The organism is Microbacterium sp. LMX7-1.2 (genome assembly GCF_040675935.1).
Classification (GTDB): domain Bacteria; phylum Actinomycetota; class Actinomycetes; order Actinomycetales; family Microbacteriaceae; genus Microbacterium.
Map to the genome: position 1 here is coordinate 3,631,124 of NZ_JBEGIL010000001.1, position 22,636 is coordinate 3,653,759.

The 22,636-nt window shown below is 68.3% G+C and carries 17 protein-coding genes; 11 read left to right on the forward strand and 6 right to left on the reverse strand.

All coding sequences use genetic code 11. The features are described from left to right. The first annotated feature begins 27 nt into the window (after positions 1-27). The 7 genes from MRBLMX7_RS17840 (at position 28) to MRBLMX7_RS17870 (ending at position 10,188) form a co-directional block, all read left to right on the forward strand. A complete protein-coding gene (locus MRBLMX7_RS17840) occupies positions 28-1,353 on the forward strand; it encodes an anthranilate synthase component I family protein (RefSeq protein WP_363370526.1) in 1,326 nt (441 codons plus the stop codon). A 33-nt stretch (positions 1,354-1,386) separates the two neighbouring features. Beyond that, the gene (gene leuS / locus MRBLMX7_RS17845) at positions 1,387-3,960 is read left to right on the forward strand and encodes a leucine--tRNA ligase (RefSeq protein ID WP_363370528.1); all 2,574 of its coding nucleotides are present in this window, start codon (positions 1,387-1,389) and stop codon (positions 3,958-3,960) included. 129 nt (positions 3,961-4,089) lie between these two features. Further along, the gene (locus MRBLMX7_RS17850; protein ID WP_363370530.1) at positions 4,090-4,701 is read left to right on the forward strand and encodes a ComEA family DNA-binding protein; all 612 of its coding nucleotides are present in this window, start codon (positions 4,090-4,092) and stop codon (positions 4,699-4,701) included. Continuing rightward, the gene (locus tag MRBLMX7_RS17855) at positions 4,698-6,986 is read left to right on the forward strand and encodes a ComEC/Rec2 family competence protein (RefSeq protein WP_363370532.1); all 2,289 of its coding nucleotides are present in this window, start codon (positions 4,698-4,700) and stop codon (positions 6,984-6,986) included. Before MRBLMX7_RS17850 ends, MRBLMX7_RS17855 begins: the two co-directional genes overlap by 4 nt. A gap of 64 nt (positions 6,987-7,050) precedes the next feature. Further along, complete coding sequence (locus MRBLMX7_RS17860) at positions 7,051-8,400, forward strand: HNH endonuclease (protein ID WP_363370534.1); 1,350 nt, start codon at positions 7,051-7,053, stop codon at positions 8,398-8,400. A gap of 52 nt (positions 8,401-8,452) precedes the next feature. Next, the gene (holA, locus tag MRBLMX7_RS17865) at positions 8,453-9,496 is read left to right on the forward strand and encodes a DNA polymerase III subunit delta (protein ID WP_363370536.1); all 1,044 of its coding nucleotides are present in this window, start codon (positions 8,453-8,455) and stop codon (positions 9,494-9,496) included. Next, the gene (locus tag MRBLMX7_RS17870; protein WP_363370538.1) at positions 9,493-10,188 is read left to right on the forward strand and encodes a histidine phosphatase family protein; all 696 of its coding nucleotides are present in this window, start codon (positions 9,493-9,495) and stop codon (positions 10,186-10,188) included. Before holA ends, MRBLMX7_RS17870 begins: the two co-directional genes overlap by 4 nt. Before the next feature lie 97 nt (positions 10,189-10,285). Here MRBLMX7_RS17870 and rpsT read toward each other — a convergent pair whose 3' ends face one another. Continuing rightward, positions 10,286-10,546, reverse strand: a complete 261-nt coding sequence (gene rpsT / locus MRBLMX7_RS17875; RefSeq protein ID WP_050720699.1) for a 30S ribosomal protein S20 — start codon at positions 10,544-10,546, stop codon at positions 10,286-10,288. A 227-nt stretch (positions 10,547-10,773) separates the two neighbouring features. On the opposite strand from rpsT, the gene MRBLMX7_RS17880 reads away from it, so the two are divergent. After that, a complete protein-coding gene (locus MRBLMX7_RS17880; protein ID WP_363370540.1) occupies positions 10,774-12,021 on the forward strand; it encodes an MFS transporter in 1,248 nt (415 codons plus the stop codon). On the opposite strand, the gene MRBLMX7_RS17885 is transcribed toward MRBLMX7_RS17880, so the two are convergent. Continuing rightward, positions 11,993-12,745 (reverse strand): alpha/beta fold hydrolase, encoded by a 753-nt coding sequence (locus tag MRBLMX7_RS17885; protein ID WP_363370542.1) that lies wholly within the window; start codon positions 12,743-12,745, stop codon positions 11,993-11,995. The genes MRBLMX7_RS17880 and MRBLMX7_RS17885 overlap by 29 nt on opposite strands. 229 nt (positions 12,746-12,974) lie before the next feature. Between MRBLMX7_RS17885 and MRBLMX7_RS17890 the strand changes: the two genes are divergently transcribed. Further along, positions 12,975-14,279: an MFS transporter gene (locus MRBLMX7_RS17890; protein ID WP_363370544.1), complete on the forward strand. Its 1,305-nt coding sequence runs from the start codon at positions 12,975-12,977 to the stop codon at positions 14,277-14,279. Positions 14,280-14,339: 60 nt separating this feature from the next. Here the strand turns inward: MRBLMX7_RS17890 and MRBLMX7_RS17895 are convergent, their stop codons facing one another. The 4 genes from MRBLMX7_RS17895 to MRBLMX7_RS17910 form a co-directional block, all read right to left on the reverse strand. After that, on the reverse strand, positions 14,340-16,052 hold the full coding sequence (locus MRBLMX7_RS17895; RefSeq protein WP_363370546.1) for an ABC transporter family substrate-binding protein: 1,713 nt from the start codon (positions 16,050-16,052) through the stop codon (positions 14,340-14,342). A gap of 117 nt (positions 16,053-16,169) precedes the next feature. Next, complete coding sequence (locus MRBLMX7_RS17900; RefSeq protein ID WP_363370548.1) at positions 16,170-18,101, reverse strand: ABC transporter ATP-binding protein; 1,932 nt, start codon at positions 18,099-18,101, stop codon at positions 16,170-16,172. Further along, the gene (locus tag MRBLMX7_RS17905) at positions 18,098-19,024 is read right to left on the reverse strand and encodes an ABC transporter permease (RefSeq protein WP_050720705.1); all 927 of its coding nucleotides are present in this window, start codon (positions 19,022-19,024) and stop codon (positions 18,098-18,100) included. Before MRBLMX7_RS17905 ends, MRBLMX7_RS17900 begins: the two co-directional genes overlap by 4 nt. Next, entirely contained in the window at positions 19,024-20,007 is a 984-nt protein-coding gene (locus tag MRBLMX7_RS17910; RefSeq protein ID WP_363370550.1) for an ABC transporter permease, read from the reverse strand. Before MRBLMX7_RS17910 ends, MRBLMX7_RS17905 begins: the two co-directional genes overlap by 1 nt. Before the next feature lie 240 nt (positions 20,008-20,247). On the opposite strand from MRBLMX7_RS17910, the gene lepA reads away from it, so the two are divergent. Continuing rightward, the gene (gene lepA / locus MRBLMX7_RS17915) at positions 20,248-22,101 is read left to right on the forward strand and encodes a translation elongation factor 4 (protein WP_363370553.1); all 1,854 of its coding nucleotides are present in this window, start codon (positions 20,248-20,250) and stop codon (positions 22,099-22,101) included. Continuing rightward, positions 22,102-22,635 carry a DUF1990 family protein gene (locus MRBLMX7_RS17920; RefSeq protein ID WP_363370555.1) on the forward strand — a complete coding sequence of 178 codons (534 nt, stop codon included), beginning with the start codon at positions 22,102-22,104 and terminating at the stop codon, positions 22,633-22,635. It begins immediately after the preceding gene. Position 22,636 lies beyond the last annotated feature (1 nt).

Here is a 22,636-nt window from a genome sequence, read left to right on the forward strand (position 1 = left end):
GGAGAGCCTGCCGCCTAGGCTGAGAACGTGCCAGAGCGTCTCCGCAGCCGCCGCCTCCCGATCGGTGTCGATCCCGAAGCGGTGTTCCTCGCCCTCGAACGGGTCGCGCCGGACGTCTTCTGGCTGGATGCCGGAGCACGACCCGTCGACGGATGGAGCTACGTGGGCACGGGGGAGCGCGCGGCGTTCCCCGCAGATACCCGGCTGGACTCGGCGGGCACGGATGCGCCCGTGGAAACGACCCCGCCGTTCCGCGGGGGATGGGTCGGGTGGCAGGACTACGAGAGCGGGGCGCGGGCGGCAGGCGCTCCCGTGTCGACGACTCATGAACCGCCGGACTCGCCGGGCGGAGCGTGGCTGCGGGTCACGCGTCTGCTCGCGGTGGAGCATGCGACCGGAGCAGCGTGGGTGCTCGCGGCCGCGGACGACCTCGCTGCCTGGGGAGCTCTCGTGGTCGACGCGCGGACGCCGAGGACTCCGCCATCCGTTCCCGAGGCGATGACCGCGGAGGCCCGGCACACGCCGTCGCAGTACCGGGACCTCATCGAGCGCTGTCGCGAGCTGATCCGCGCGGGGATCGCGTACCAGCTCTGCCTCACGACGCGCTTCACGGTCCCGGGCGAGCACGACGCGGTCACGGTCTACCGGCGACTCCGCACTGCCACGCCCGCTCATCACGGCGGCTTCGTGCGCATCGGCGGCCGCTCGCTGCTCAGCGCCAGCCCCGAGCAGTTCCTTCACGCCGAGGGCGGGATCATCCGCACGCGCCCCATCAAGGGCACGCGCCCGCGCGGCGTGGACCCCGCTCAGGATGCCGCGCTCGCGTCCGAGCTGGCGAGCGACGAGAAGGAGCGCGCCGAGAACGTCATGATCGTCGATCTGATGCGCAACGACCTCTCCCGCGTGTGCGAGCCCGGGTCGATCCGCGTCGAGGCGCTCTGGGCGGTCGAGACGTACCCCGCTGTGCACCAGCTGGTCAGCACGGTCAGCGGCGAGTTGTCGCCGGGTACTGACGTCGGAGCGGTGTTCGCCGCGACGTTCCCCGCCGGCAGCATGACCGGCGCTCCCAAGCTCTCGGCCATGACCCGGCTGCACGAGCTCGAAGGCGGTCCTCGAGGTGTCTACGCGGGATGCTTCGGGTACATCGGCGACCAGGGCCAACTCGACCTCGCGATGGTCATCCGCAGCATCCTCATCGACCGCGGGCGGGCGGTGGTCGGAGCCGGGGGTGGGATCACCTGGCGCTCGGTCGCGGCATCCGAGGTCGCGGAAGTCGCCACCAAGGCCCGTGCACCCCTCGCCGCCCTGGGCGCGGACACGCCTGTGGCCTGGGCTTCCGATATCCTGAACTGATCCCCTTTTCCCTCCAGATTGGTCGTGCGTTCGTTGTCTGAGAACCTGTCCACCTCTCCCGTCGACGAGGAGACCTCCTCGCCGCACGCCATCCAGGCCAAGTGGCAGAAGTACTGGGCGGAGAACGGCACGTTCCTCACGGGCGGCGACGAGGACAAGCGGCCGCGGCGCTACGTGCTCGCGATGTTCCCGTATCCCTCCGGCGATCTGCACATGGGGCACGCGGAGAACTACCTGTACTCCGACATCGTGGCGCGCTTCTGGCGTCACCGCGGTCACAACGTCCTGAACCCCATCGGGTGGGACTCGTTCGGCCTGCCCGCCGAGAACGCGGCGATCCGCCAGGGCGCCGACCCGCGCGAGTGGACGTACCAGAACATCGCGCAGCAGAAGGTCGGCTTCGAGCAGTACGGCGTCTCCTTCGACTGGAGCCGCGTCCTGCACACGTCCGACCCCGAGTACTACCACTGGAACCAGTGGCTGTTCCTCAAGCTGTACGAGCGCGGCCTGGCCTACCGCAAGAAGAGCCCGGTCAACTGGTGCCCCAACGACCAGACCGTGCTGGCGAACGAGCAGGTCATCGACGGGCGCTGCGACCGCTGCGGCGCCGAGGTCGTGAAGAAGAAGCTGACGCAGTGGTACTTCCGCATCACGGACTACGCAGACCGCCTGCTCGACGACCTGAACCAGCTCGAGGGCCGCTGGCCGCACAAGGTGCTGCAGATGCAGCGCAACTGGATCGGCCGCTCGGTCGGCGCCGACGTGGACTTCCGCATCGAGGGACGCGACGAGCCCGTCACGGTGTTCTCCACGCGCCCGGACACCCTGCACGGAGCCACGTTCTTCGTCGTCGCGCCCGACGGCGACCTCGCCGCCGAGATCGCGGCCGACGCTCCGGATGCCGTGCGCGAGCGCTTCGCCGCCTACCTGGCCGATGTACAGAAGACCACCGACATCGACCGCCAGTCGACTGACCGTCCGAAGACGGGCGTGTTCCTGGAGCGCTACGCGATCAACCCGGTCAACGGCGAGAAGCTGCCGATCTGGGCTGCCGACTACGTGCTCGCCGATTACGGTCATGGCGCGGTCATGGCCGTGCCCGCGCACGACCAGCGCGACCTGGACTTCGCCCGGGCCTTCGATCTCCCGGTCAAGGTGGTCGTCGACACGACGGCTCCCATCACCGGCGCGATGCCGGTGATCGAGGTCGATGAGGACGGTGTGCCGATCGACGTCGAGGCCGTGCTCGACGAGCAGAACCCGGCATCAACCGGCATCGCCCTCACCGGCGACGGCCGCATGATCAACTCGGGCCCGTTGAACGGTCTGTCGAAGCGCAACGCGATCGCCCGTGCGATCGAGCAGCTGCAGGCGTCCGGCACGGGTCGCGCCGCGAAGAACTACCGCCTGCGCGACTGGCTGATCTCCCGCCAGCGGTTCTGGGGCACGCCGATCCCGATGCTGCACGCCGAGGACGGATCGATCATCCCCGTCACCGAGGACAAGCTGCCGGTGAGGCTGCCGAGCGTCGAAGGCCTCGACCTCAAGCCCAAGGGCACCTCTCCTCTGGGCGGAGCCGAGAGCTGGGTGCGCACCGTCGACCCCGGCTCCGGAGAGCCCGTGCTGCGCGATCCCGACACGATGGACACCTTCGTCGACAGCTCGTGGTACTTCCTGCGGTTCCTGTCGCCGAGCAGCGACACCGTCGCTTTCGACCCGGCGGAGGCTGCGCGCTGGTCGCCGGTGGACTCGTACATCGGCGGCGTCGAGCATGCGATCCTGCACCTGCTCTACGCGCGCTTCATCACCAAGGTGCTGTTCGACATGGGGCTGATCGACTTCACGGAGCCGTTCTCCAACCTGATCAACCAGGGCATGGTCCTGCTCGACGGTCAGAAGATGTCGAAGAGCAAGGGCAACCTCGTCCTGTTCCAGGAGGAGCTCGACGCGCACGGCGCCGACGCGCTGCGCGTGGGGCTGGCGTTCGCCGGCCCGGTCGAGGACGATAAGGACTGGGCGGACGTGTCGACCACCGGCGCCCAGAAGTTCCTGTCGCGTGCTCTGCGCATCGCGCACGAGGTCACGAGCGACGTCGACGTGGTTTTCGACGGCGGAGACGCGGCACTGCGCCGCGCCACGCACAAGCTGCTGGCGGAGGCGCCCGGGCTGGTCGAGCAGACGAAGTTCAACGTGCTGGTCGCGCGCCTCATGGAGCTCGTCAACGTGACCCGCAAGACGATCGACGGGGACGGTGGAACGGGCGACCCCGCGGTTCGTGAGGCCATCGAGACGGTCGCCGTCATGCTCGACCTGATCGCTCCGCACACCGCGGAGGAGATGTGGGAGGTGCTCGGTCACGAGCCCTCGGTCGGACTGGTGACCTGGCGTTCGGCCGACCCGGTGCTGCTCGTCGAGGATTCCGTCACCGCGGTCGTGCAGGTGGGCGGCAAGGTGCGGGCGCAGCTCGAGGTGCCGGCGCGCATCGGCGAAGCGGAGCTCGAGGCCCTGGCCCGTGCCGATGAGCGTGTCATCCGATCGATCGGCGACCGCGAGATCGTCAAGGTCGTCGTGCGCGCGCCGAAGATCGTCAGCATCGTCGTCAAGTAGTCGAGACGTGCAGGGGCGGTCGCGCGACTGCCCCTGCACAGTCGGCCGAAGCCGCGGGTTCTGCACCGCGTGTGCACGCCGAGTGCGACTGACGCGGCTGCCGTCCGGAGACCCTCCTAGCGTGGCGGGATGCCGGATGAGAACGTCCCTCCACCTGAACCCGCGCACGCACCGCGCCGCCTGCGGCTGAGCATCGGCGCCGCGGTCGTGGTGGCGCTGATCGTGCTGTCAGGTGCCGTCGGTCTCGGGCTTCTGCGAGGCCAGGCGGCGCCCGTCCAGTCGATACCGCTGTCGACCGAGGCCGCGACGGTCGATGCGTCGGGCGAGCTCTACGTGCACGTTCTCGGGGCGGTGGAGAGCCCGGGATTGTACGTCCTCACGTCCGATGCCCGTCTCGTGGACGCCGTCGGAGCGGCGGGAGGCACCCGCGACGACGCCGACCTCGCGGCCGTCAACCTCGCCCGTATCCTGACCGACGGCGAGCAGGTGGTCGTGCCGGTTGTCGGCGCGGCGGGAAGCGCGCCCGAGGGGGCCGCGACGGCGGACGACGGACTCGTCGACCTCAACACAGCCGATCAGGCCGCCCTCGAGACGCTTCCGCGCATCGGCCCCGCGCTCGCTCAGCGCATCCTCGACTGGCGGGAGGAGAACGGCCGCTTTCGCTCGGTCGACGATCTGCTCGGCGTGCCCGGGATCGGCGAGAAGCTGCTCGCCGGCATCCGCGACGGCGTCCGCGTGTGAGACGGGACCTGCGGCTGCTGCCGATCGCGGGTGGCGCGTGGGCGGCCGCGCTGATCTGCGTCTTCGCTCCGGGGATGTCGTGGGGATGCGTGGGCGGCGGGGCGGTAGGGGCGGGCATTTGCGGATGGGTGCTTGTGCGCCGGACCGCGGGCGCCGCGGTGTGGGGCGTCCTGCTCGTGGTGTGCGCGGCCGGCGCCGCGGTGTCGGTCAGTGCGGCGCTCGCGGGTTCGGGACGCGAGGATGTCGCGTCCTGGAGCGGGCGGGTCGTCGAGGCCACCGCCGAGATCACCTCCTCGGCATCGATCGGTCAGGACGGTCGGCTCTGGGTGGAGGTGGCTCTGACGGGGATCGGCCCGCCGGGAGAGGTGCGTGCGGCGTCCGCGCCGGCGCGGATCGGCATCGAGCCCGGAGAGGGGTTCGATCTCGGGGCGTCGATGCGCGTCACAGGGGAGGCTGAGGGGACGGATGCGGGAGAGCGGTCGGCGCTGATCGTGTTCGCGAGTGCGGCGTCGGTCGAGCGTCCCGCCTCCGGGGTGTTCTCGGTCGCGGCGGGCCTGCGCCTCGCGTTCGTGGAGCGTTCACTCCGTCTGCCGTCCCCGGGGTCGGCCCTGCTGCCCGGACTCGCCGTGGGCGATACCCGCGCCGTATCGACGGAACTGAACGATGCGATGCGCACCAGTGGTCTCAGCCACCTCACCGCGGTGAGCGGGGCGAACTGCGCGATCGTCGTCGGCGCTGTGTTCTGGCTCGCCGCGCTGTGCGGGGCGGGTCGACGGATCCGAGTCGTGCTCGCAGCGCTGGCTCTCGGGGGATTCGTCGTGCTCGTCACGCCCGAGCCGAGCGTGATCCGTGCGGGCGTCATGGCGGGGGTCGCGATGCTCACGATCCTTCTCGGCCGCCCCAGCGCGGGTGCGGGGATGCTCGCGCTCAGCGCGACCGGCATCCTCATCGCGGACCCGTGGCTGGCCGCGACACCGGGCTTCGCCCTGTCGGTCGTGGCCTCGGGCTCGCTCATCCTCCTCGCGCCGCTGCTCGCACGAGGACTGGCTCGATGGATGCCGCAACCTCTCGCCCTCGCTCTGGCCGTGCCGGTCGCGGCGCAGTTGGCCTGCGGGCCGATCATCGCTCTCTTCGCCGAGCAGCAGTCCCTCGTGGGCGTGGCCGCCAACCTGCTCGCAGCGCCCGCGGCCCCGATCGCGACCGTGATCGGTCTCCTCGCGTGTCTCGCCGCACCCGTGCCGCCGCTCGCCGATCTTCTGGCGGCATCCGCCTGGCTCCCCTCGGCCTGGATCGCTACGACCGCCGAGATGGCGGCGAGCCTTCCCTTCGCCGAGGTGCTCGTGCCGCCCGGACTGCTGACGGCGGCCGTCGTCGCTGTGGTGAGCGCAGCGGTCGCGGTCGTCCTCGCCGGAGGCCTCCGGCGGTTTCCGATCGTCCGTGCGGCCGCGGCGTCCGTGCTGTCCGTGATGCTCGCTCTCGGGGCGGCGCACCTCGTGCTCTCGGGGCCGCTGTCGACCATGACGACGCCATCCGGGTGGGCGATCGCGATGTGCGACATCGGACAGGGGGACGCCGTGGTCGTGCGCTCGGCACAGCGCATCGCATTGATCGACACCGGACCGGACCCCGCGCCGCTCGCCTCGTGCCTGCGAGCCTTGGGCGTGGATCGTATCGACCTGCTCGTGCTCACCCACTTCGACCTCGACCACGTGGGCGGGGTCGACGCGGTGCAGGGGCGAGTCGACGTCGTCCTGCATGGGCCGCCGGGAGAGTCGGCCGATCAGGAGATCCTCGCGCGGTTGGCGGACGGTGGGGCGAAGATCGAGGAGGGCGCGGTGGGCGTACGCGGGACACTCGGCGAGGCCGAGTGGCGAGTGCTGTGGCCGGTGCGGGACGAGCGCGCCTTCGCGCCGGGAAACGACCTCAGCGTGGTCGTCGAGTTCGAGAGCGGCGGGGTTCCCCGCTCGCTGTTCCTCGGAGACCTGTCGGCGGAGCCTCAGGCCGTGCTGCTGCGGTCGGGGCGGGTCGATGGTGCGTACCCGGTCGTCAAGGTCTCGCATCACGGCAGTGGCGATCAGGATGCGGAGCTGTACGCCCGAATCACGGCGGCGGTGGGTCTCATCGGGGTCGGCGCGGACAACGACTACGGACACCCTCGGGCGGATGCGCTGGCCATGCTCGCTGCAGCCGGGACCGCAGCGTTGCGTACCGATCAGCAAGGTCGGGTGCTCGTCGGAGTGAGGGAGGGGAAGTTGGAGGTCTGGACCGAGCGTGCATCGCCCTGATATCGGACGCTGCTCTGTGCTGGCATTCCGTTCGAGTTTCGAAGGTTTGTTCTAGACTGGGGGTATGTCGAATCCGCATCTTCTCCCCCTTCTGGAGGCCGTTCAGTGCCTCGAGGGTGCGTGGGGTGATGCCGCGAACGGCACCGATCTCTCGCGGTCACAGCTCCTGGCCGCGCACGATGCCGTAGGTGTGCTGCAGCGTCGGTTGGATGGTCTGCATGCGGAGGTCGCGGCGGGGATCGCGCGGGAGTCTCGGCCCGAGCTGGGGTCGGGCGGTCTGGCAAAGGAGCAGGGGTTCCGGTCGCCGGCGGCGTTGATCGCGGCGACGACCGGGGGCTCGAAGGGCGATGCCGCGCGGTTGGTGACGGTGGGGGAGGCGACGGCTCCGCGGGCGAACCTGCTCGGCGAGGCGCTGCCGTCTCGGTATCCGGTGGTGCAGGAGGCCCTGTCGGCGGGGGATCTGAGTGCGGCAGCTGCCGGCGTGATCGTCGCGGTGTTGGACCGGGCGCGCCTGAAAGCGGATCTTGAGCGGGTCGCGGAGGCGGAGCAGCGGTTGGTGTCCCGGGCGGTGGGGCTGTCGTTGGACGATGTCCGCAAGCTCGTCGTGCGGGCGGAGGCGTGGTTGGATCCAGACGGAGTCGCCCCGCGGGAGGAAGAGGCGCGGGGGCGGCGGTCGTTGACGATGTTCGAGCGTGATGGGTCGTTGCACCTGACCTTGCAGACGGACGTGGCGTCGGGGGCGCCGATCAAGGCGGCGATTCACGCGTTCGTGGCGGCGACGTTCCAAGCCCGTCAGGATGCGCCGGCCCCGGATGCTCCGGACGCGGATCACCGCAGTGTGGCGATGATCCAGGCCGACGCGCTCACGGCTCTCTGCGAGCACGCCGTGTCGTGCGAAGCGGGCCACCTCCCATCGAGCGGAGCGACCGTGATCGTGCGCGTGTCTCTGGACGACCTCACGACCGGCACCGGCGTCGCGACGATCGACGGCACCGACCAGCCCGTGAGTATCACCACCTGCCGGCGGATGGCGGCCAGTGGCGGGGTGATCCCGGTCGTGCTCGACTCGGCGGGCGAGATCCTGGACTGGGGCCGCGAGAAGCGGCTGTTCACCCGGGCGCAGCGCCTGGCGCTCGTGGAGCGTGATGGCGGGTGCGTGATGTGCGGGCTCCCACCCCAGATGACCAAAGCCCACCACCTGCGATGGTGGCACCGCGACACCGGACCGACAGACCTCGACAACGGGGTACTGCTGTGCGAATCGTGTCACCACCGCATACACGACAACGACTGGGGCATCCGCATCGACGGCACCGGGACCAGAGCACGGGTGTGGCTCATCCCACCCGCCACCGTCGACCCCGCCCGCACCCCACGCCTCGGAGGACGCGCCCGCTACGACATCGCCGCCTGAACGTGCACGGGAGGCCGCGCTGCGTGTCGGACGCCCCGGGTAGGCTGAGAGCATGGCTGCTCCGCGTTCTTCGTCCCGAGGAGGAGCCGCGTCGTCCAAGATCCCGCAGGTGTCCTGGCGCGACCCTCGTCCCGCACCGCTCGTGCTCGTCTCCGGTCCCGAAGAGGTCTGCGCCGAGCGGGCCATCGCGGGAGTCCGCGACTATCTCCGCGCCGAAGACCCGGCACTCGAGGTGACCGACGTCCGGGCCGACGACTACGCCCCGGGCACACTGCTGTCGCTCACCTCGCCCTCCCTGTTCGGCGAGCCCCGCCTCGTCCGGGTCTCCGGGGTCGAGAAATGCTCCGACGCGTTCCTGCAGGAAGCTGTCTCCTACCTCGAGCACCCTCAAGAGGGAGCGACCGTCATCCTCCGCCACACCGGCGCGAGCGTCCGCGGCAAGAAGCTGCTCGACGCTCTGCGGTCCGGCACCGGCGAAGGGATCGAGATCGCCTGCCCGGCGATCAAACGCGACGGCGACCGCGTCGATTTCGCCGCCGGAGAGTTCAAGGCCGCGAAGAAGCGCATCGCCCCGCCCGCCCTCCGCGCTCTGGTCTCCGCCTTCGCTGACGACCTCACCGAGCTCGCCGCTGCCTGCCAGCAGCTGATCGGCGACGTCGAAGGCGACGTGACCGAAGAAGTCATCACCAAGTACTACGGCGGCCGTGTCGAGGTCTCCGCCTTCGTGGTCGCCGACACCGCGATCGCTGGGCGCTACGGAGAAGCCCTCGTCGCGCTCCGCCACGCCCTGGCCTCCGGGGCGGACCCCGTGCCGATGGTGGCCGCCTTCGCCATGAAGCTCCGCACCATGGCGCGCGTCGCCGGCAACCGCGAACCCAGCCGCCAGCTCGCTCAGCGGCTCGGCATGAAGGACTGGCAGGTCGACCGCGCGCGCCGCGACCTCGCAGGCTGGAACGAGTACTCCCTTGGCCTCGCCATCCAGGCCACCGCCCGCGCCGATGCCGAGGTCAAGGGCGCAGCACGCGACCCCATCTTCGCCCTCGAGCGGATGCTCACGGTCATCGCCACCCGCCAGCCCTTCGGAAGGGAACCATGAAGCTGCTGCTCATCCGCCACGGCCAGACCCCGAGTAACGTGATCGGTGCGCTCGACACGGCGCGCCCCGGACCCGGTCTCACCGGCCTCGGACACGCTCAGGCCGCTGCGATCCCGGCAGCGCTGCAGGGGGAGCGCATCGACGCGATCTACGCCTCGCCTCTCGTGCGCACGCAGCTCACCGCCGCCCCGCTCGCCGAGGATCGCGCCCTCGACGTCCAGGTGGTCGAAGGGCTGGAGGAGATCTCCGCCGGCGACTGGGAGATGCACAGCGATCGTGAAGCGGTCGAGGGCTACGTCCGCACGGCGCGCCGATGGCTCACCGGCGACGTCGACGTCACGATCGAAGGCGGCGAGAGAGGTACGGAGTTCTTCGCACGCTACGACGCCGCGATCGACGCCATCGCCTCGAACCACCAGGACGGCGCAGTCGTCGTCGTCAGCCACGGTGCGGCGATCCGAGTGTGGGCGGCAGCCCGCCTGCAGAGGATCGACCTCGACGACGCCGCGCACTGGCGGCTGTACAACACCGGTATGGCCGTGCTCGACGGCGACCCGAACGCCGGCTGGCAGCTCGTGTCGTGGCACCAGGACCCGCTGGGAGGGGCCGATCTCGAAGACCCCGAGGCACTCGACGTTCCCGCCGAGCCCGTCGGCGAACCCGGCGACCCGGTCGAGACCCCGGCCGGCTGAGAAGCCGCGCTGACGGCAGCCCGCGTACCACGAGAACGAAGACAGAAACAGGAAGGGCCCGTCTCGATGAGACGGGCCCTTCCTGTGTGATCTGCGCTCAGAGAGCGGCGACCTGCTTGGCGATGGCCGACTTGCGGTTCGCTGCCTGGTTCTGGTGGATGACGCCCTTGCTGACGGCCTTGTCGAGCTTGCGGGACGCGGTCTTCAGCGCGGCCTCGGCAGCGGCCTTGTCGCCTGAGGCGACAGCGGTGCGGGCGGCGCGGACGTGCGTCTTGAGCTCGCTCTTCACAGCCTTGTTGCGCTCGTGAGCCTTCTCGTTGGTCTTGTTGCGCTTGATCTGCGACTTGATGTTTGCCACGTGTGGACGCTTTCTGTACAGGGATTGTTCGGAATGCCGGCAGAAGAAGAGGGCTTCCGCACGGCGGTCGTGAGGGAAGAACCCACACGCAAGCCAAGAGTCGAGTCTACCAGCAGACGAGCCGTTCCCCCTAAACGGGGACCGACGGGTGCACAATCGACCTTATCCGCACCCCGCCGTGTCGCCCGCACGGTGCAGGTCTTACGACGCCGATGTCAAGGAGTGCCATGACCGATCGCCCTGCAACGAGCGCGCACGACACCGCCTCCCCGCGCGTGGGCGCCCGGTGGATGACGGTGTTCACCCTTGCCTGGCTCGCCATCTGGACGGTCCAGCTCACCCCTGTGCAACTGCTGCTTCCGCTCCAGCTCGACACGCCCGAGGACGATTGGATCCGCGGCGTCGTGTCCTCCGGCTTCGTGCTCGGGCTCGGCGGGCTCGCCGGCGTCATCGCCGGACCCGTCGCCGGCGCACTGTCCGATCGCGCAGGTGCAGGCAGGCGGCGTCGACGCCCCTGGGCACTCGGAGGAGTGCTGCTCACCGCGGCATGCCTGGTCGTCACGGGGCTCTCAGAGGGACCGTGGGGAGTGGGAATCGCCTGGCTCGGGGTTTCGGTGGGCGTCGCGGTCTCCTCCGCCGCGTTCACCGCGCTCATCGCCGACCAGCTCCCCATGACGCAGCGCGGCGCCGCATCCGCCGCGGTCGGCTCCAGCCAAGCCGTCGGGATCGTGCTCGGTGTGGGACTCGTCGTGCTCCTCGGTCTCGGCATCCGCGAGGGGTACATCCTGCTGGCTCTGGTCATCGCCGTCGTCGGGTCGGCCGCCGCCCTGCTGCTGCCCGACCCGCCCGCGGAAGCCCGACTCGTGCCGGAGCGCCGACGCTCCCGACATCCGCTCGCCTCTCTGCGCGACCGCGACTTCGCCTGGATGCTGTCGGGGCGACTGGTCACGAACATCGGCAACGCGCTCGGCACCGCGCTCTTCCTCTTCTACCTCCTGCACGGGCTCGACCAGGATTCGTCGACCGCGCAGGACAATCTGCTCCTGCTGATCGTGGTCTACACGGTGTTCGTCGTGCTCGCGTCGGTCGTCACGGGGATCGTGTCGGATCGCACCGGGAACCGTCGCACGCTCACGGTCGCCGCGACGCTCGTGCAGGCTGCGTCCGGAGTGGTCATCGCTGTGATCCCGTCGTTCGAGGCGACCCTGATCGCCGCCGCGCTCATGGGCCTCGGCTATGGAGCATTCTCGACCGTGGGGCTCGCGTTCGCCGCCGACCTCCTACCCGACGAGAAGGATCATGCCCGAGATCTCGGCGTCGTCACGGTGACGGCGGCGTTGGGACAGCTGATCGGTCCGGTGCTGGGAGCCGGGCTCGTCGCCCTCGCCGGCGGGTTCTGGCTCGTGTTCGTCGCTGCGGCCGTGCTCTCGGTGGTCGGCGGGGTCCTCACGTCGCGGGCGCGTCAGCGGCGCTGACCTCACCACCCGCCTGGATCGTCGCGATCCCGAGCCGCAGCACGGCGTTGAAGACGTCCGGCCGCATGGCTGTGACGAGGTGGGAGGTGCGCGGTACGACGATGAGTTCGGCGTGCGGCGCGAGCCGCTGGAACAGAGCCTCGTTGATGCGCAGCTGGTCGTACTGTCCGTTCACGAACCACAGGGGGATCTCGATCCGCGCCACGGCGGTCGCGAGGTCGAGCGCCGAGAGCGCGGCGAGGGCGATGTCCTGCGTGTCGAGCGCATAGCCTCCGGCGGCGAAGTCCGGTCGGGTCTCGAGCGGGATCGTCGCCTCGAGGATGCGTTCGGTCAGCCACAGTCCGCGGTCCGGCAGTCGGTCGACCAGGCGGGCGATCGTCCGATAGGCGCGGAGACCGGCGCCGTGGGGGAGCGCGGTGCAGGAGGCCGCGATCAGCGCGGCGACCGGGGGCTTCTGCGCACCGCCCGCATACGCGAGCGTCAGGAGACCGCCCATCGAGTGTCCGACGAGCAGCACCGGTCCCCGCGAGGCGGCGTCGCGGACGGCGGCGTCGATCGTGTGCAGCGCCTCGTGCAGTGTGAAGTCCTCCGCCATCCGGGTGCCGTGACCGGGGAGGTCGACCGCGACGACGGGAATGCCGGCAGCTTCGAGGAACGCGATTTGAGACCGCCACATCGTCGCGGACGTGCGGATGCCGTGCACGAGGACGACCTGGACTGTCACGACTTCAGCCTAGAAGTGTCGAAGCTGAAAGCGGCGAGACGTGCAGGAATCTCGGAGCACCGGTATTCAGCTGAGTGATGCATTGTCTCAGCGAGCTGTGCCCAGAAGAATCGGATTTCGTGTCCCATCTGAACGAGAAAACGCCGCATATGACTATCGCAGCGCGACCAGGGGCCAACCGCTCCGGCGGCGAGTTATGCGCGAGCGGCTGAGCGAACGGAGACGATCTGTGACCGAGTCGACAGCTGAGGGCCCGGCCGCGGACGACGGGCAGAACGCCGATTCACGTCGGCGCCTATGGCGCTCTCGCGAGTATCGGGCCTGGTTCGCCAGTGACTCGCTGAGCCAGATCGGCACCTTCGTGGGCGGCTTCGCCTTCACACTGCTGGGATATCACGTGACGGGCGACGTTCTCCTCGCGGGGATCGTGGGGACGATCTCAGCTTTCGCGCACTGCCTCGCTCTGCTTCCCGGCGGCGTGCTCATCGACCATGCCGACAGACGACGTCTGCTTCTCCTCTCCGGCGCGGTCGCGACGGTGGTCTGGGCGCTGATCGCGACGCTCCTCCTCACGGGCGGGATGACCGTCGTCGCGCTCTTCGTCCTCGCCGTGCTGTCAGGTCTCGCCGCGGGAGCGCTGGAGAACTTGAGCGACGCGATGCTCCCGCAGGTCGTTCCTGGCGACCTTCTGCCTTCGGCGACTGCCGCGAACGAAGGGCGGGACGCGGGGCTTCAGCTCGGTGCCGCTCCGGTGGCCGGGTTGTTCTTCGGAATGCATCCGGCGCTTCCTTTCGTCGTGTCCGCGGTCGCGCGCGTCGGGCAGTTCTTCACTGCAATGTCGCTCCGGGGGAACTACGCCGCGGATCGCGGGCAGGACGGAACCCGTCGCTGGACGGACGGGATCCGCTGGCTGATCCTCCGGGGTCAGCCGCGCACCCTCGTCCTGCTCGTCGCCGGAGTGAACGTCGCGCTGGCGATGAGCGGTACGGCGATCATCCTCAGCCAGCAGACTCGCGGCACCGAGGCCTGGCAGATCGGCCTGATCCAGACCTTCCAGGGAGTCGGTGTGCTGCTCGGCGCGCTGCTGCTGATGGGAGTGATGCCGCGTCTCAGCGGAGCGTGGATCATCCGCTGTGCGGTCCTGGCCATGGGGATCGCGGTGGGAGCTGCGGCCTTCACACAGGACATGTGGACCATCGCCGTCATCGGGTTGCTCGCGTCGCTGCCCATAATCCCGCTCAACGCCGTGCAGGGGGCCTATGTCTCCCTCCTGATACCCAACCGTCTGCGTGGTCGTGTGCTCGCCGCGACCGCGCTCGTGACCGCGGTGCTCGCTGCGCCCGCATCAGCCCTCACCGGCATCCTGCTGGATCACTTCGGCTATGCGACTGCGGTCGGCACCGCTGCGGCCATACTCCTCAGCGTCGGAGCGATCGCGATCTGCTCCCGATCGGTGGGCTCGGTTCCCCGCGCGAGCGAGTTCGACGATTGCGTGCCCCTGGAAGAGTCCCACCCCGGATCCGACCCGTCCTGACATATGAAAGCGGGGCCGGTGATTGCCCACCGACCCCGCTTCCGTACTCAGGACGAGTGCTTACTTCTCGTAGCCCACGTTCTCCACCGGCGTGATGCCGAAGAGGTCGAGACCCACGTAGGGCTCGGGCGTGAGGTTGGCGAGGCCTTCCTTGACGGTCCAGATCTCCGGGCCGTTGAGGACCGGGATGATGCCCCAGGTCTTCGCGAAGATCTCGGACTCCATCTCCATGGCCTTCTTGGTCTGCTCCACGGGGTCGGAGATGGTCTCCAGCTCCTCGTGGATCATCTTGTCGATCTCCTCCGTGCCGGTGCCCGACAGGTTCAGGCCGCTGTCCGAGCAGTACAGCTGGCAGAACCAGGCAGCACCGAACGGGTCGGACGACGTGAAGTTGAGGAAGAAGATGTCACCGTTCTGCGTGGTGTAGTCCTCGGCGAAGTCGGCAGACGGACGGGTGTCGATCGTGACCTCCACGCCGACCTCCTTGAGCTGCGCCTGCACGGCCAGCGAACGGGCGCGAGCGGTCTCCGTGTCGGAGTGCACCGGGAAGACGAGCGACAGGCGCACGCCGTCCTTCTCACGGATGCCGTCGGAACCGGGAACCCAGCCGGCCTCGTCGAGGAGCTTGTTGGCGCCCTCGGTGTCGCCGTCCTTGCGGCCGGCCTCTTCCAGCGCGTTCACGTAGTTCGGCTGGAACGAGAACAGCGTGAGGGACCCGGCGGGCTCCTCGGTGTAGTTCAGGCCGTTGAAGACGATGTCCTTGACCTGCTCGATGCTGATCGCCTCGAAGACGGCCTTGCGGACCTCGAGCTCCGACAGGGCCGGGTTCGACGAGTTCAGCGTGAAGATCGCGTTCGCGGTCGCCTGGCCCTTGTAGGTCTTGACGCCGTCGAGGCCCTCGACCTGGGCGAGCAGCTCGGCGCTGCCGGTCTCGGCCATGTCGACCTCGCCGTTGCGCAGAGCGTTGACTGCGGCGGTCGGCTCCATCTGGATGAAGGTCACCTTGTCGAGGAGCGGAGCGTTGCCCCACCACTTCTCGTTCGGGACCAGGGTGACGACGCCACCGGTCTTGTCGTAGTCCTCGACCGTGTAGGGGCCGGCTGCCCACTCCGGGTGCCAGTCACCGAGGAACGCGGTGTTGAAGAGCTCCGGGGTGTTGACGGCCGGGTGCAGAAGCTGCGAGTAGACCATCTCGGGCCAGGCGAACTCGCCCTTGAAGGTGACGATGACGTCGCGGTCGTTCTCGCCGGCCTCGACGGACTCGATCTCCTTCCAGCCGTCGGTCGCGTTCGGCTGGTACTCCTCGTTGGTGCCGTTGTTGGCTTCCCACGTGGCCTTGAACGCGGTGACGTCGATCGGCGTCCCGTCGTTCCAGACGGCCTTCTCGTTGACCTTGAAGTGCAGGACGGTCTTGCCGTCCTCGACACCGAAGGAGTAGTCGTCGAGGTACGCGTCGTTCTTCTTGACCGTGCCGTCCGGATCCATGAGCAGGATCTGCGGGCGGAACCACGTGCCGATCTGCGTGACGCGCGCGTCGCCATCGCTGTGGAAGTAGTTCAGCTGCTCGGCGATGTTCGAGACGGGGATGCGGAGCTCTCCGCCCTCTGCGAGGTTCTCGCGCGGCTGCGGGTTGTAGTCCGCGCCTTCGACGGTCTGGGCCTCGCCCTGGTCGCCTGTGCTGCCACCGTTGCCTGCCGGCGCACAACCGCTCATGACGAGTGCGAAGGCGGCGCCGAGAGCAGCAATGCCCATCAGCTTCTGATGCCGTTTCATGGTACTCCTTAGTGCCTGTCGGCCTTACTTGGGATGAGGGCAGAATAACTCCGCGCCTCGCGGGCGAAAGCACTTGTGCACAGATTCGTTACCGGACTGTGCACAAGTGATTCATCGTTAACTGGCAGGGACGGCCTGCGCATCGAAGCCTTCGACGGGCAGGATTATCCGCTCGCGTGTGCGCTCGATGTCGGGGTCGGGGATCGGGATCGCCGACAGCAGCGCCTTCGTGTACGGATGCTGAGGGGCGTCGAACACCTGGTCCACGTCGCCGTGCTCCACGAATTCGCCCTTGTACATGACGGCGACGCGGTCGGCGATGTGCCGGACGACCGCGAGGTCGTGCGCGACGAAGAGGTACGACAGGCCCATCTTCGCCTTGAGCTCGTCGAGCAGGTTGATGACGCCGGCCTGGATCGACACGTCGAGCGCCGAGACGGGCTCGTCGAGCACGACGACCTTCGGGTTCGTCGACAGAGCGCGGGCGATGCCGATGCGCTGACGCTGACCGCCCGAGAACGCCTGCGGAAAGCGGTCGCTGTGCGCCGGGTCGAGACCGACCAGGCCCATGAGCTCCTCGACGCGGTCGAACACGTCGTCGCGGCTCATTCCGATCGCGAACATGGGCTCGGCGATGATGTCCCACACGGTCATGCGCGGGTCGAGAGCGCCCATGGGGTCCTGGAACACGATCTGGAGGTCACGACGGAGCTTGCGCTCCTCGGCGCGGCTCTTGATCTCGGAGACGCTGGTCCCGCCGATGCGGATGTCACCGTTCTCCTGCTTCACGAGATCCATGATCTGCAGCAGTGTGGTCGTCTTGCCGCTGCCGGACTCTCCGACGATCGCGAGGGTCTCGCCCTGCCGCACGTCGAAGCTGATGCCCTTGACGGCGTGCACTTCCCCGACCTTGCGCTTGAACAGCGCACCCTTCATGAGGGGGAAGGTCTTGTTGAGGTTGATCGCCTGCAGCGTGATCGGGCGCTCCTCGCGCGGCACCTTGGTGAGGCTGCTCTCGGGCACCTCGGGGGCGGGGAACACCGGTAGGCCGCCGATCGTGCCGTCGTCGTCGATGTCCTCGGCGCGGATGCACGCCACGGTGTGGTTCGCGTGACCCTCGGTCGAGATCGGGAGCAGCTCGGGCTCGCCCTGTCGGCACGCGTCGATCGCGATCGGGCACCGTGCCGCGAACGGGCATGCGTCCGGGAGGTTGATCAGCAGCGGGGGATTGCCCTTGATCGGGATCAGCGGCACCTTCTCCGTCTTGTCGACGCGAGGGATCGCGCCGAGCAGACCGATCGAGTACGGCATCCGCGTCCGGTAGAAGAGCTCGCGCACCGGCGCGTGCTCGACGGGCTTGCCCGCGTACATGACCAGCACGTCGTCGGCGGTCTTCGCGACCACGCCCATGTCGTGCGTGATCATGATCATGGCGGCGCCGGTCTCCTTCTGCGCCGTCGCCATCAGCTCGAGGATCTGCGCCTGGATCGTCACGTCGAGCGCCGTCGTGGGCTCGTCGGCGATGATCAGCTTGGGGTCGTTCGCCATCGCGATCGCGATCACGACACGCTGGCGCATGCCCCCGGAGAACTCGTGCGGGAAGGACTTCATGCGCCGCTCGGGCTCGGGGATGCCGACGAGCTTCAGGAGTTCGACGGAGCGGTCCCAGGCGTCCTTGCTCGACAGCCGCCGGTGCACCGTGAGCGCCTCGATGAGCTGGTCGCCCACCGTGAAGACCGGGGTGAGGGAGGTCAGCGGATCCTGGAAGACCATCGCCATGCCGTTGCCGCGAATGACCGAGAGCTGCTTGTCGGACTTGCCGATGAGCTCCTGGCCGTCGTAGACGATCGACCCGGTGACCTTCGCGTTCTCGTCGAGCAGGCCCATGATCGCGAGCGAGGTGACGGACTTGCCCGAGCCGGACTCGCCGACGATGCCGAGCGTCTTGCCGGCCTCGAGGTCGAAGGAGACGCCACGGACGGCATCCACTCGACCGGCCTCGGACGGGAAGCTGACCTTGAGGTCGCGGACGGAGAGGACAGTACTCATGCGCGACCTCCAGCCGCGGAAGTCGGGTCGAGAGCGTCGCGCAGACCGTCGGCGATGAGCGCCATCGACACGGTGAGCAGCGTGAGCGCCGCAGCGGGGAAGTAGAACAGCCAGGGCGCGCTCACGAGAGTGCTGGAGCCGTAGCCGATCAGCGCACCCAGGGACACGTCCGGCAGCTTCACACCGAAGCCGAGGAACGACAGCGCGGTCTCGGTCAGCACGGCCGACACGACGCCGAGGGTGAAGTTGATGACCAGCAGCGAGCCGATGTTCGGCAGCATATGCCGGATCACGACGCGCATGCCGGACAGCCCCGCGTAGCGAGCCGCGTGCACATACTCCCTCTCGCGGATCGACAGCGACAGCGTCCAGATGATGCGGGCGGGGAAGAACCACCCCACGATGAAGATCATCACGAGCGAGATCACGAGCCAGTTCCCGCCGGCGTCATTGGAGATCATCGCGAGGATCAGGAAGTTAGGCACGACCATCATGAAGTGGATGATCGCGAGCATGATGCGCTCGTAGGCCCCGCCGAAGTAGGCGGCCGTGGTTCCGACGATCGCCGAGACCACGGTGGTCCCCACTGCGACGAGTGCGGCGATCATCATGGAGCGCTGCAGTCCCACGGCGACCTGGGCGAAGTTGTCGTTGCCGGACCCGTTCGTGCCGAACCAGTGTTCCGCCGACGGTCCCTTGCGCAGAGCCAGGAAGTCGAGGTCGGTGTGGCTGTATGGCGCGATGAGCGGACCGATCACGGCGAACAGCACCAGAAGGGCCAGGATGACGATGCCGATGACGGCGCCGCGGTTGCGCATGAAGCGTCGCGTGTAGAGCGACAGCATCGTGGTCCGCTTGCGGCTCCTCGGCTTCTCCGGCTTCTCCGCGATCTCGGGGGATACCCCGATGGTTTCCAGGGACATCAGCTCACCCGCACTCTCGGATCGAGGACGACGACGGCGACATCGGCGAGGATGGCGCCGATCGCGGTCATCAGGGCGCCGAAGGCCGCGACCGCGACGACGCCGTGAATGTCGTTGTTGTTGAGGGTCGTGATGAAGTACCGACCCATGCCGTTCCAGTTGAAGATCGTCTCTGTCAGGACCGCGCCCGTGAATACGGCCGGGATCGTGAAGGCGACCTGCGTCGTGACGGGGATGAGCGACGTGCGCAGCGCGTGCTTGCGGATCGCCTGCTGCTTCGTGAGGCCCTTGGCGCGCGCGGTGCGCACGTAGTCGGCCTTGATGTTGTCGAGCAGCAGCGACCGCTGCAGGAAGTGGATCTGCGCGTAGCCCGTGATCACGAGGCCCAAGGTCGGCAGAGCAAGATGCTGAAGCGCGTCGAGGAGAACGGGGAAGAAGCCTTGGACACCCGGACTGGACGACCCTGTCACGTAGAACACCGTGGTGCCCACGGCATTGTTGAAGCCGATCGCGAGCAGCACGAGCGCGAAGCCCGCGACGACCGTCGGGATGTTCATCGTGATGATGCTCGTGCCCTGGCCGATGCGGTCGGCGAGCTTGTACTGCCGTGACGCCGTGTACACACCGAGCGCGATGCCGAGGACCGTCGTGATGATGGTCGCCCCGAGAACGAGCTCGGCACTGACCCAGACCCGGTACGCGACCTGCTCGTTGACGGACTCACCGGTCGGACCCAGGCCCCAGTCCCAACGGAAGAGAATGCCCGAGAACCAGGTCCACCAGCGCTCGATGAGTGGCACGGACTCGCTGAGGTTGCGTGGGCGCAGGAGGTTGTCGATCTGATCGGCGGAGAGCGGAGGCCGCCGTCCGACGTAGTTGTTCTCCGGATCGAGATACAGCCAGGCGAGGAAGTAGGTGATGTTCGTCGCGATGACGATCATCATCAACCACCCCAGCAGGCGGCGCACGAGATACTTGATCAAGGTGTTGATTCTTTCTCTTTTACAGACGCGCGCGGGATCTGCCGACGCAACGCTGAGCCGGAAAGACAGTCAATCACCATCTGCCGATCTGCGCGACACGACACCTGCACCTGGTCTGTGACGGAGTCTTATCGCTCACGGGATCCGGTGTCACGGATTGCTCCCGGGCAACTTCGCGAGAATATCACCGGATCGGCCGAATCGGGCATTAGCCTCCCCTCACCGTAGAATCGTCGGGACATGTCACCACGCGCTCTCACTCCGCTTCAGCCTGCCGCGACGCCTGCGACGCAGATCCGCAACTTCTGCATCATCGCGCACATCGACCACGGCAAGTCGACCCTGGCCGACCGCATGCTCCAGATCACCGGCGTGGTCTCCGATCGCGACATGAGGGCCCAGTACCTGGACCGCATGGACATCGAGCGCGAGCGCGGTATCACCATCAAGAGCCAGGCCGTGCGGATGCCGTGGGAGCTGGAGGGTGAGACCTTCGCGCTCAACATGATCGACACCCCGGGACACGTCGACTTCACGTACGAGGTGTCCCGCTCGCTCGCTGCATGCGAGGGCGCGATCTTGCTCGTCGATGCAGCGCAGGGCATCGAGGCCCAGACCCTCGCGAACCTCTACCTCGCTCTCGAGAACGATCTGCACATCATCCCCGTGCTCAACAAGATCGACCTCCCGGCGGCCGACCCCGACAAGTACGCCAAGGAGCTCGCCTCGCTCATCGGCGGCAAGCCGGAGGACGTCCTGCGCGTCTCGGGCAAGACCGGCGTCGGTGTGGAGGATCTCCTCGATCGGCTCGTGCAGGAGATCCCCGCCCCGGTCGGCGATGCGGATGCTCCGGCGCGTGCCATGATCTTCGACTCGGTGTACGACGCATACCGCGGTGTCGTCACCTACGTCCGTATGGTCGACGGCAGCCTGTCGCCGCGCGAGCGCATCCAGATGATGTCGACCGGAGCGAATCACGATGCTCTCGAGGTCGGCGTGTCGAGCCCCGAGCCGATTCCCACCAAGGGGCTCGGTGTCGGCGAGGTGGGCTACCTCATCACCGGCGTGAAAGACGTCCGCCTCTCGAAGGTCGGTGACACCGTCACCGCGGCGCGCAAGCCCGCGACCGAGGCACTCGCGGGCTACACGGACCCCAAGCCCATGGTCTTCTCGGGCATCTACCCGATCGACGGCAGCGACTACGCCGAGCTGCGCGAGGCGCTCGACAAGCTCAAGCTCTCCGACGCCTCGCTGCAGTATGAGCCCGAGACCTCGGTGGCTCTCGGCTTCGGCTTCCGCTGCGGCTTCCTCGGCCTGCTGCACCTGGAGATCATCACCGAGCGCCTGTCGCGCGAGTTCGGGCTCGACCTGATCACGACCGCTCCCAGCGTGATCTACGAGGTCCTCACGTCCGACACGGGCGAGACCGTCACGGTGACGAACCCGAGCGAGTACCCCGACGGCCGCATCGGCTCCGTCGCCGAGCCCATGGTGAAGACAGCGATCCTGCTGCCCAAGGACTACGTCGGCACGGTCATGGAGCTGTGCCAGTCTCGCCGTGGCTCTCTGCTCGGCATGGAGTACTTCTCCGAAGAGCGGGTCGAGCTGCGGTACATGATGCCGCTCGGTGAGATCGTGTTCGACTTCTTCGACCAGCTGAAGTCGAAGACGCAGGGCTACGCCTCGCTCGACTACGAGCCCGCCGGACAGCAGGAGGCCGACCTCGTGAAGGTCGACATCCTGCTGCAGGGCGAGAAGGTCGACGCGTTCAGCTCGATCGTGCACCGCGACAAGGCCTACGCCTACGGCACGATGATGGCCGAGCGGCTGCGCAAGCTCATCCCTCGCCAGCAGTTCGAGGTGCCGATCCAGGCGGCCATCGGCGCGCGGATCATCGCGCGCGAGACCATCCGCGCGATCCGCAAGGACGTCCTCGCGAAGTGCTACGGCGGTGACATCACCCGCAAGCGCAAGCTCCTCGAGAAGCAGAAGGAGGGCAAGAAGCGCATGAAGATGGTGGGTCGCGTCGAGGTCCCCCAGGAGGCGTTCATCGCGGCGCTCTCCGGAGACGTCGAGGGCAAGGACAAGAAGTAGATGCGTTTCCCGCGGTACGAGCGGGGCGCGACACGGCATCCGCTCGTCGGGGTGGCGGCGGGGATGCGGGTGGACGAACGGTCGATCCCGGTCCCCTCGGACGCGCAGGACGACGTCGCCGCACTGATTCGATCCTGGGAGTTCAAGCGCCGAGTGGGTTTCGGCACCCCTGAGGGGGCGCCGACCGCGGGGCAGGAGGGGATGCTGTCGAAGCGCGTGCTCGGCGTGCTGTTCCGCGAGCCGGTCCGGGTGGTCTGGGCCGACGGTCATGGGTTCGGGTACGAGACGATGCCCGGTCATCCTCTGTACGGCGAGGAGTCGTTCGTGCTCGACCACGGCGTCTTCACGGCCAGATCGATCTCGATGCCGGCCACGCCAGGCTGGCGTCTGCTCGCACCGGCGCTGCGATTGATGCAGCGCACGACCCATGCCCGATACATCCGCGTCGTCTCCCAGGAGGTCGTGCGGCTCCGCGACTCGCGTCGGCTGACTGGTGGACCTCGACCGGGTGATCGTCCAGGCGACCACGGGTAGG

Bases quoted from the DNA above. Each gene is read 5' to 3' on its own strand.
- holA (WP_363370536.1), top strand. From the start codon at position 8,453: ATGGCTGCTCCGCGTTCTTCGTCCCGAGGAGGAGCCGCGTCGTCCAAG.
- MRBLMX7_RS17870 (WP_363370538.1), top strand. From the start codon at position 9,493: ATGAAGCTGCTGCTCATCCGCCACGGCCAGACCCCGAGTAACGTGATC.
- MRBLMX7_RS17850 (WP_363370530.1), top strand. From the start codon at position 4,090: ATGCCGGATGAGAACGTCCCTCCACCTGAACCCGCGCACGCACCGCGC.
- lepA (WP_363370553.1), top strand. From the start codon at position 20,248: ATGTCACCACGCGCTCTCACTCCGCTTCAGCCTGCCGCGACGCCTGCG.
- MRBLMX7_RS17900 (WP_363370548.1), bottom strand. From the start codon at position 18,101: ATGAGTACTGTCCTCTCCGTCCGCGACCTCAAGGTCAGCTTCCCGTCC.
- MRBLMX7_RS17905 (WP_050720705.1), bottom strand. From the start codon at position 19,024: ATGTCCCTGGAAACCATCGGGGTATCCCCCGAGATCGCGGAGAAGCCG.
- MRBLMX7_RS17860 (WP_363370534.1), top strand. From the start codon at position 7,051: ATGTCGAATCCGCATCTTCTCCCCCTTCTGGAGGCCGTTCAGTGCCTC.
- MRBLMX7_RS17920 (WP_363370555.1), top strand. From the start codon at position 22,102: ATGCGTTTCCCGCGGTACGAGCGGGGCGCGACACGGCATCCGCTCGTC.
- MRBLMX7_RS17895 (WP_363370546.1), bottom strand. From the start codon at position 16,052: ATGAAACGGCATCAGAAGCTGATGGGCATTGCTGCTCTCGGCGCCGCC.
- MRBLMX7_RS17880 (WP_363370540.1), top strand. From the start codon at position 10,774: ATGACCGATCGCCCTGCAACGAGCGCGCACGACACCGCCTCCCCGCGC.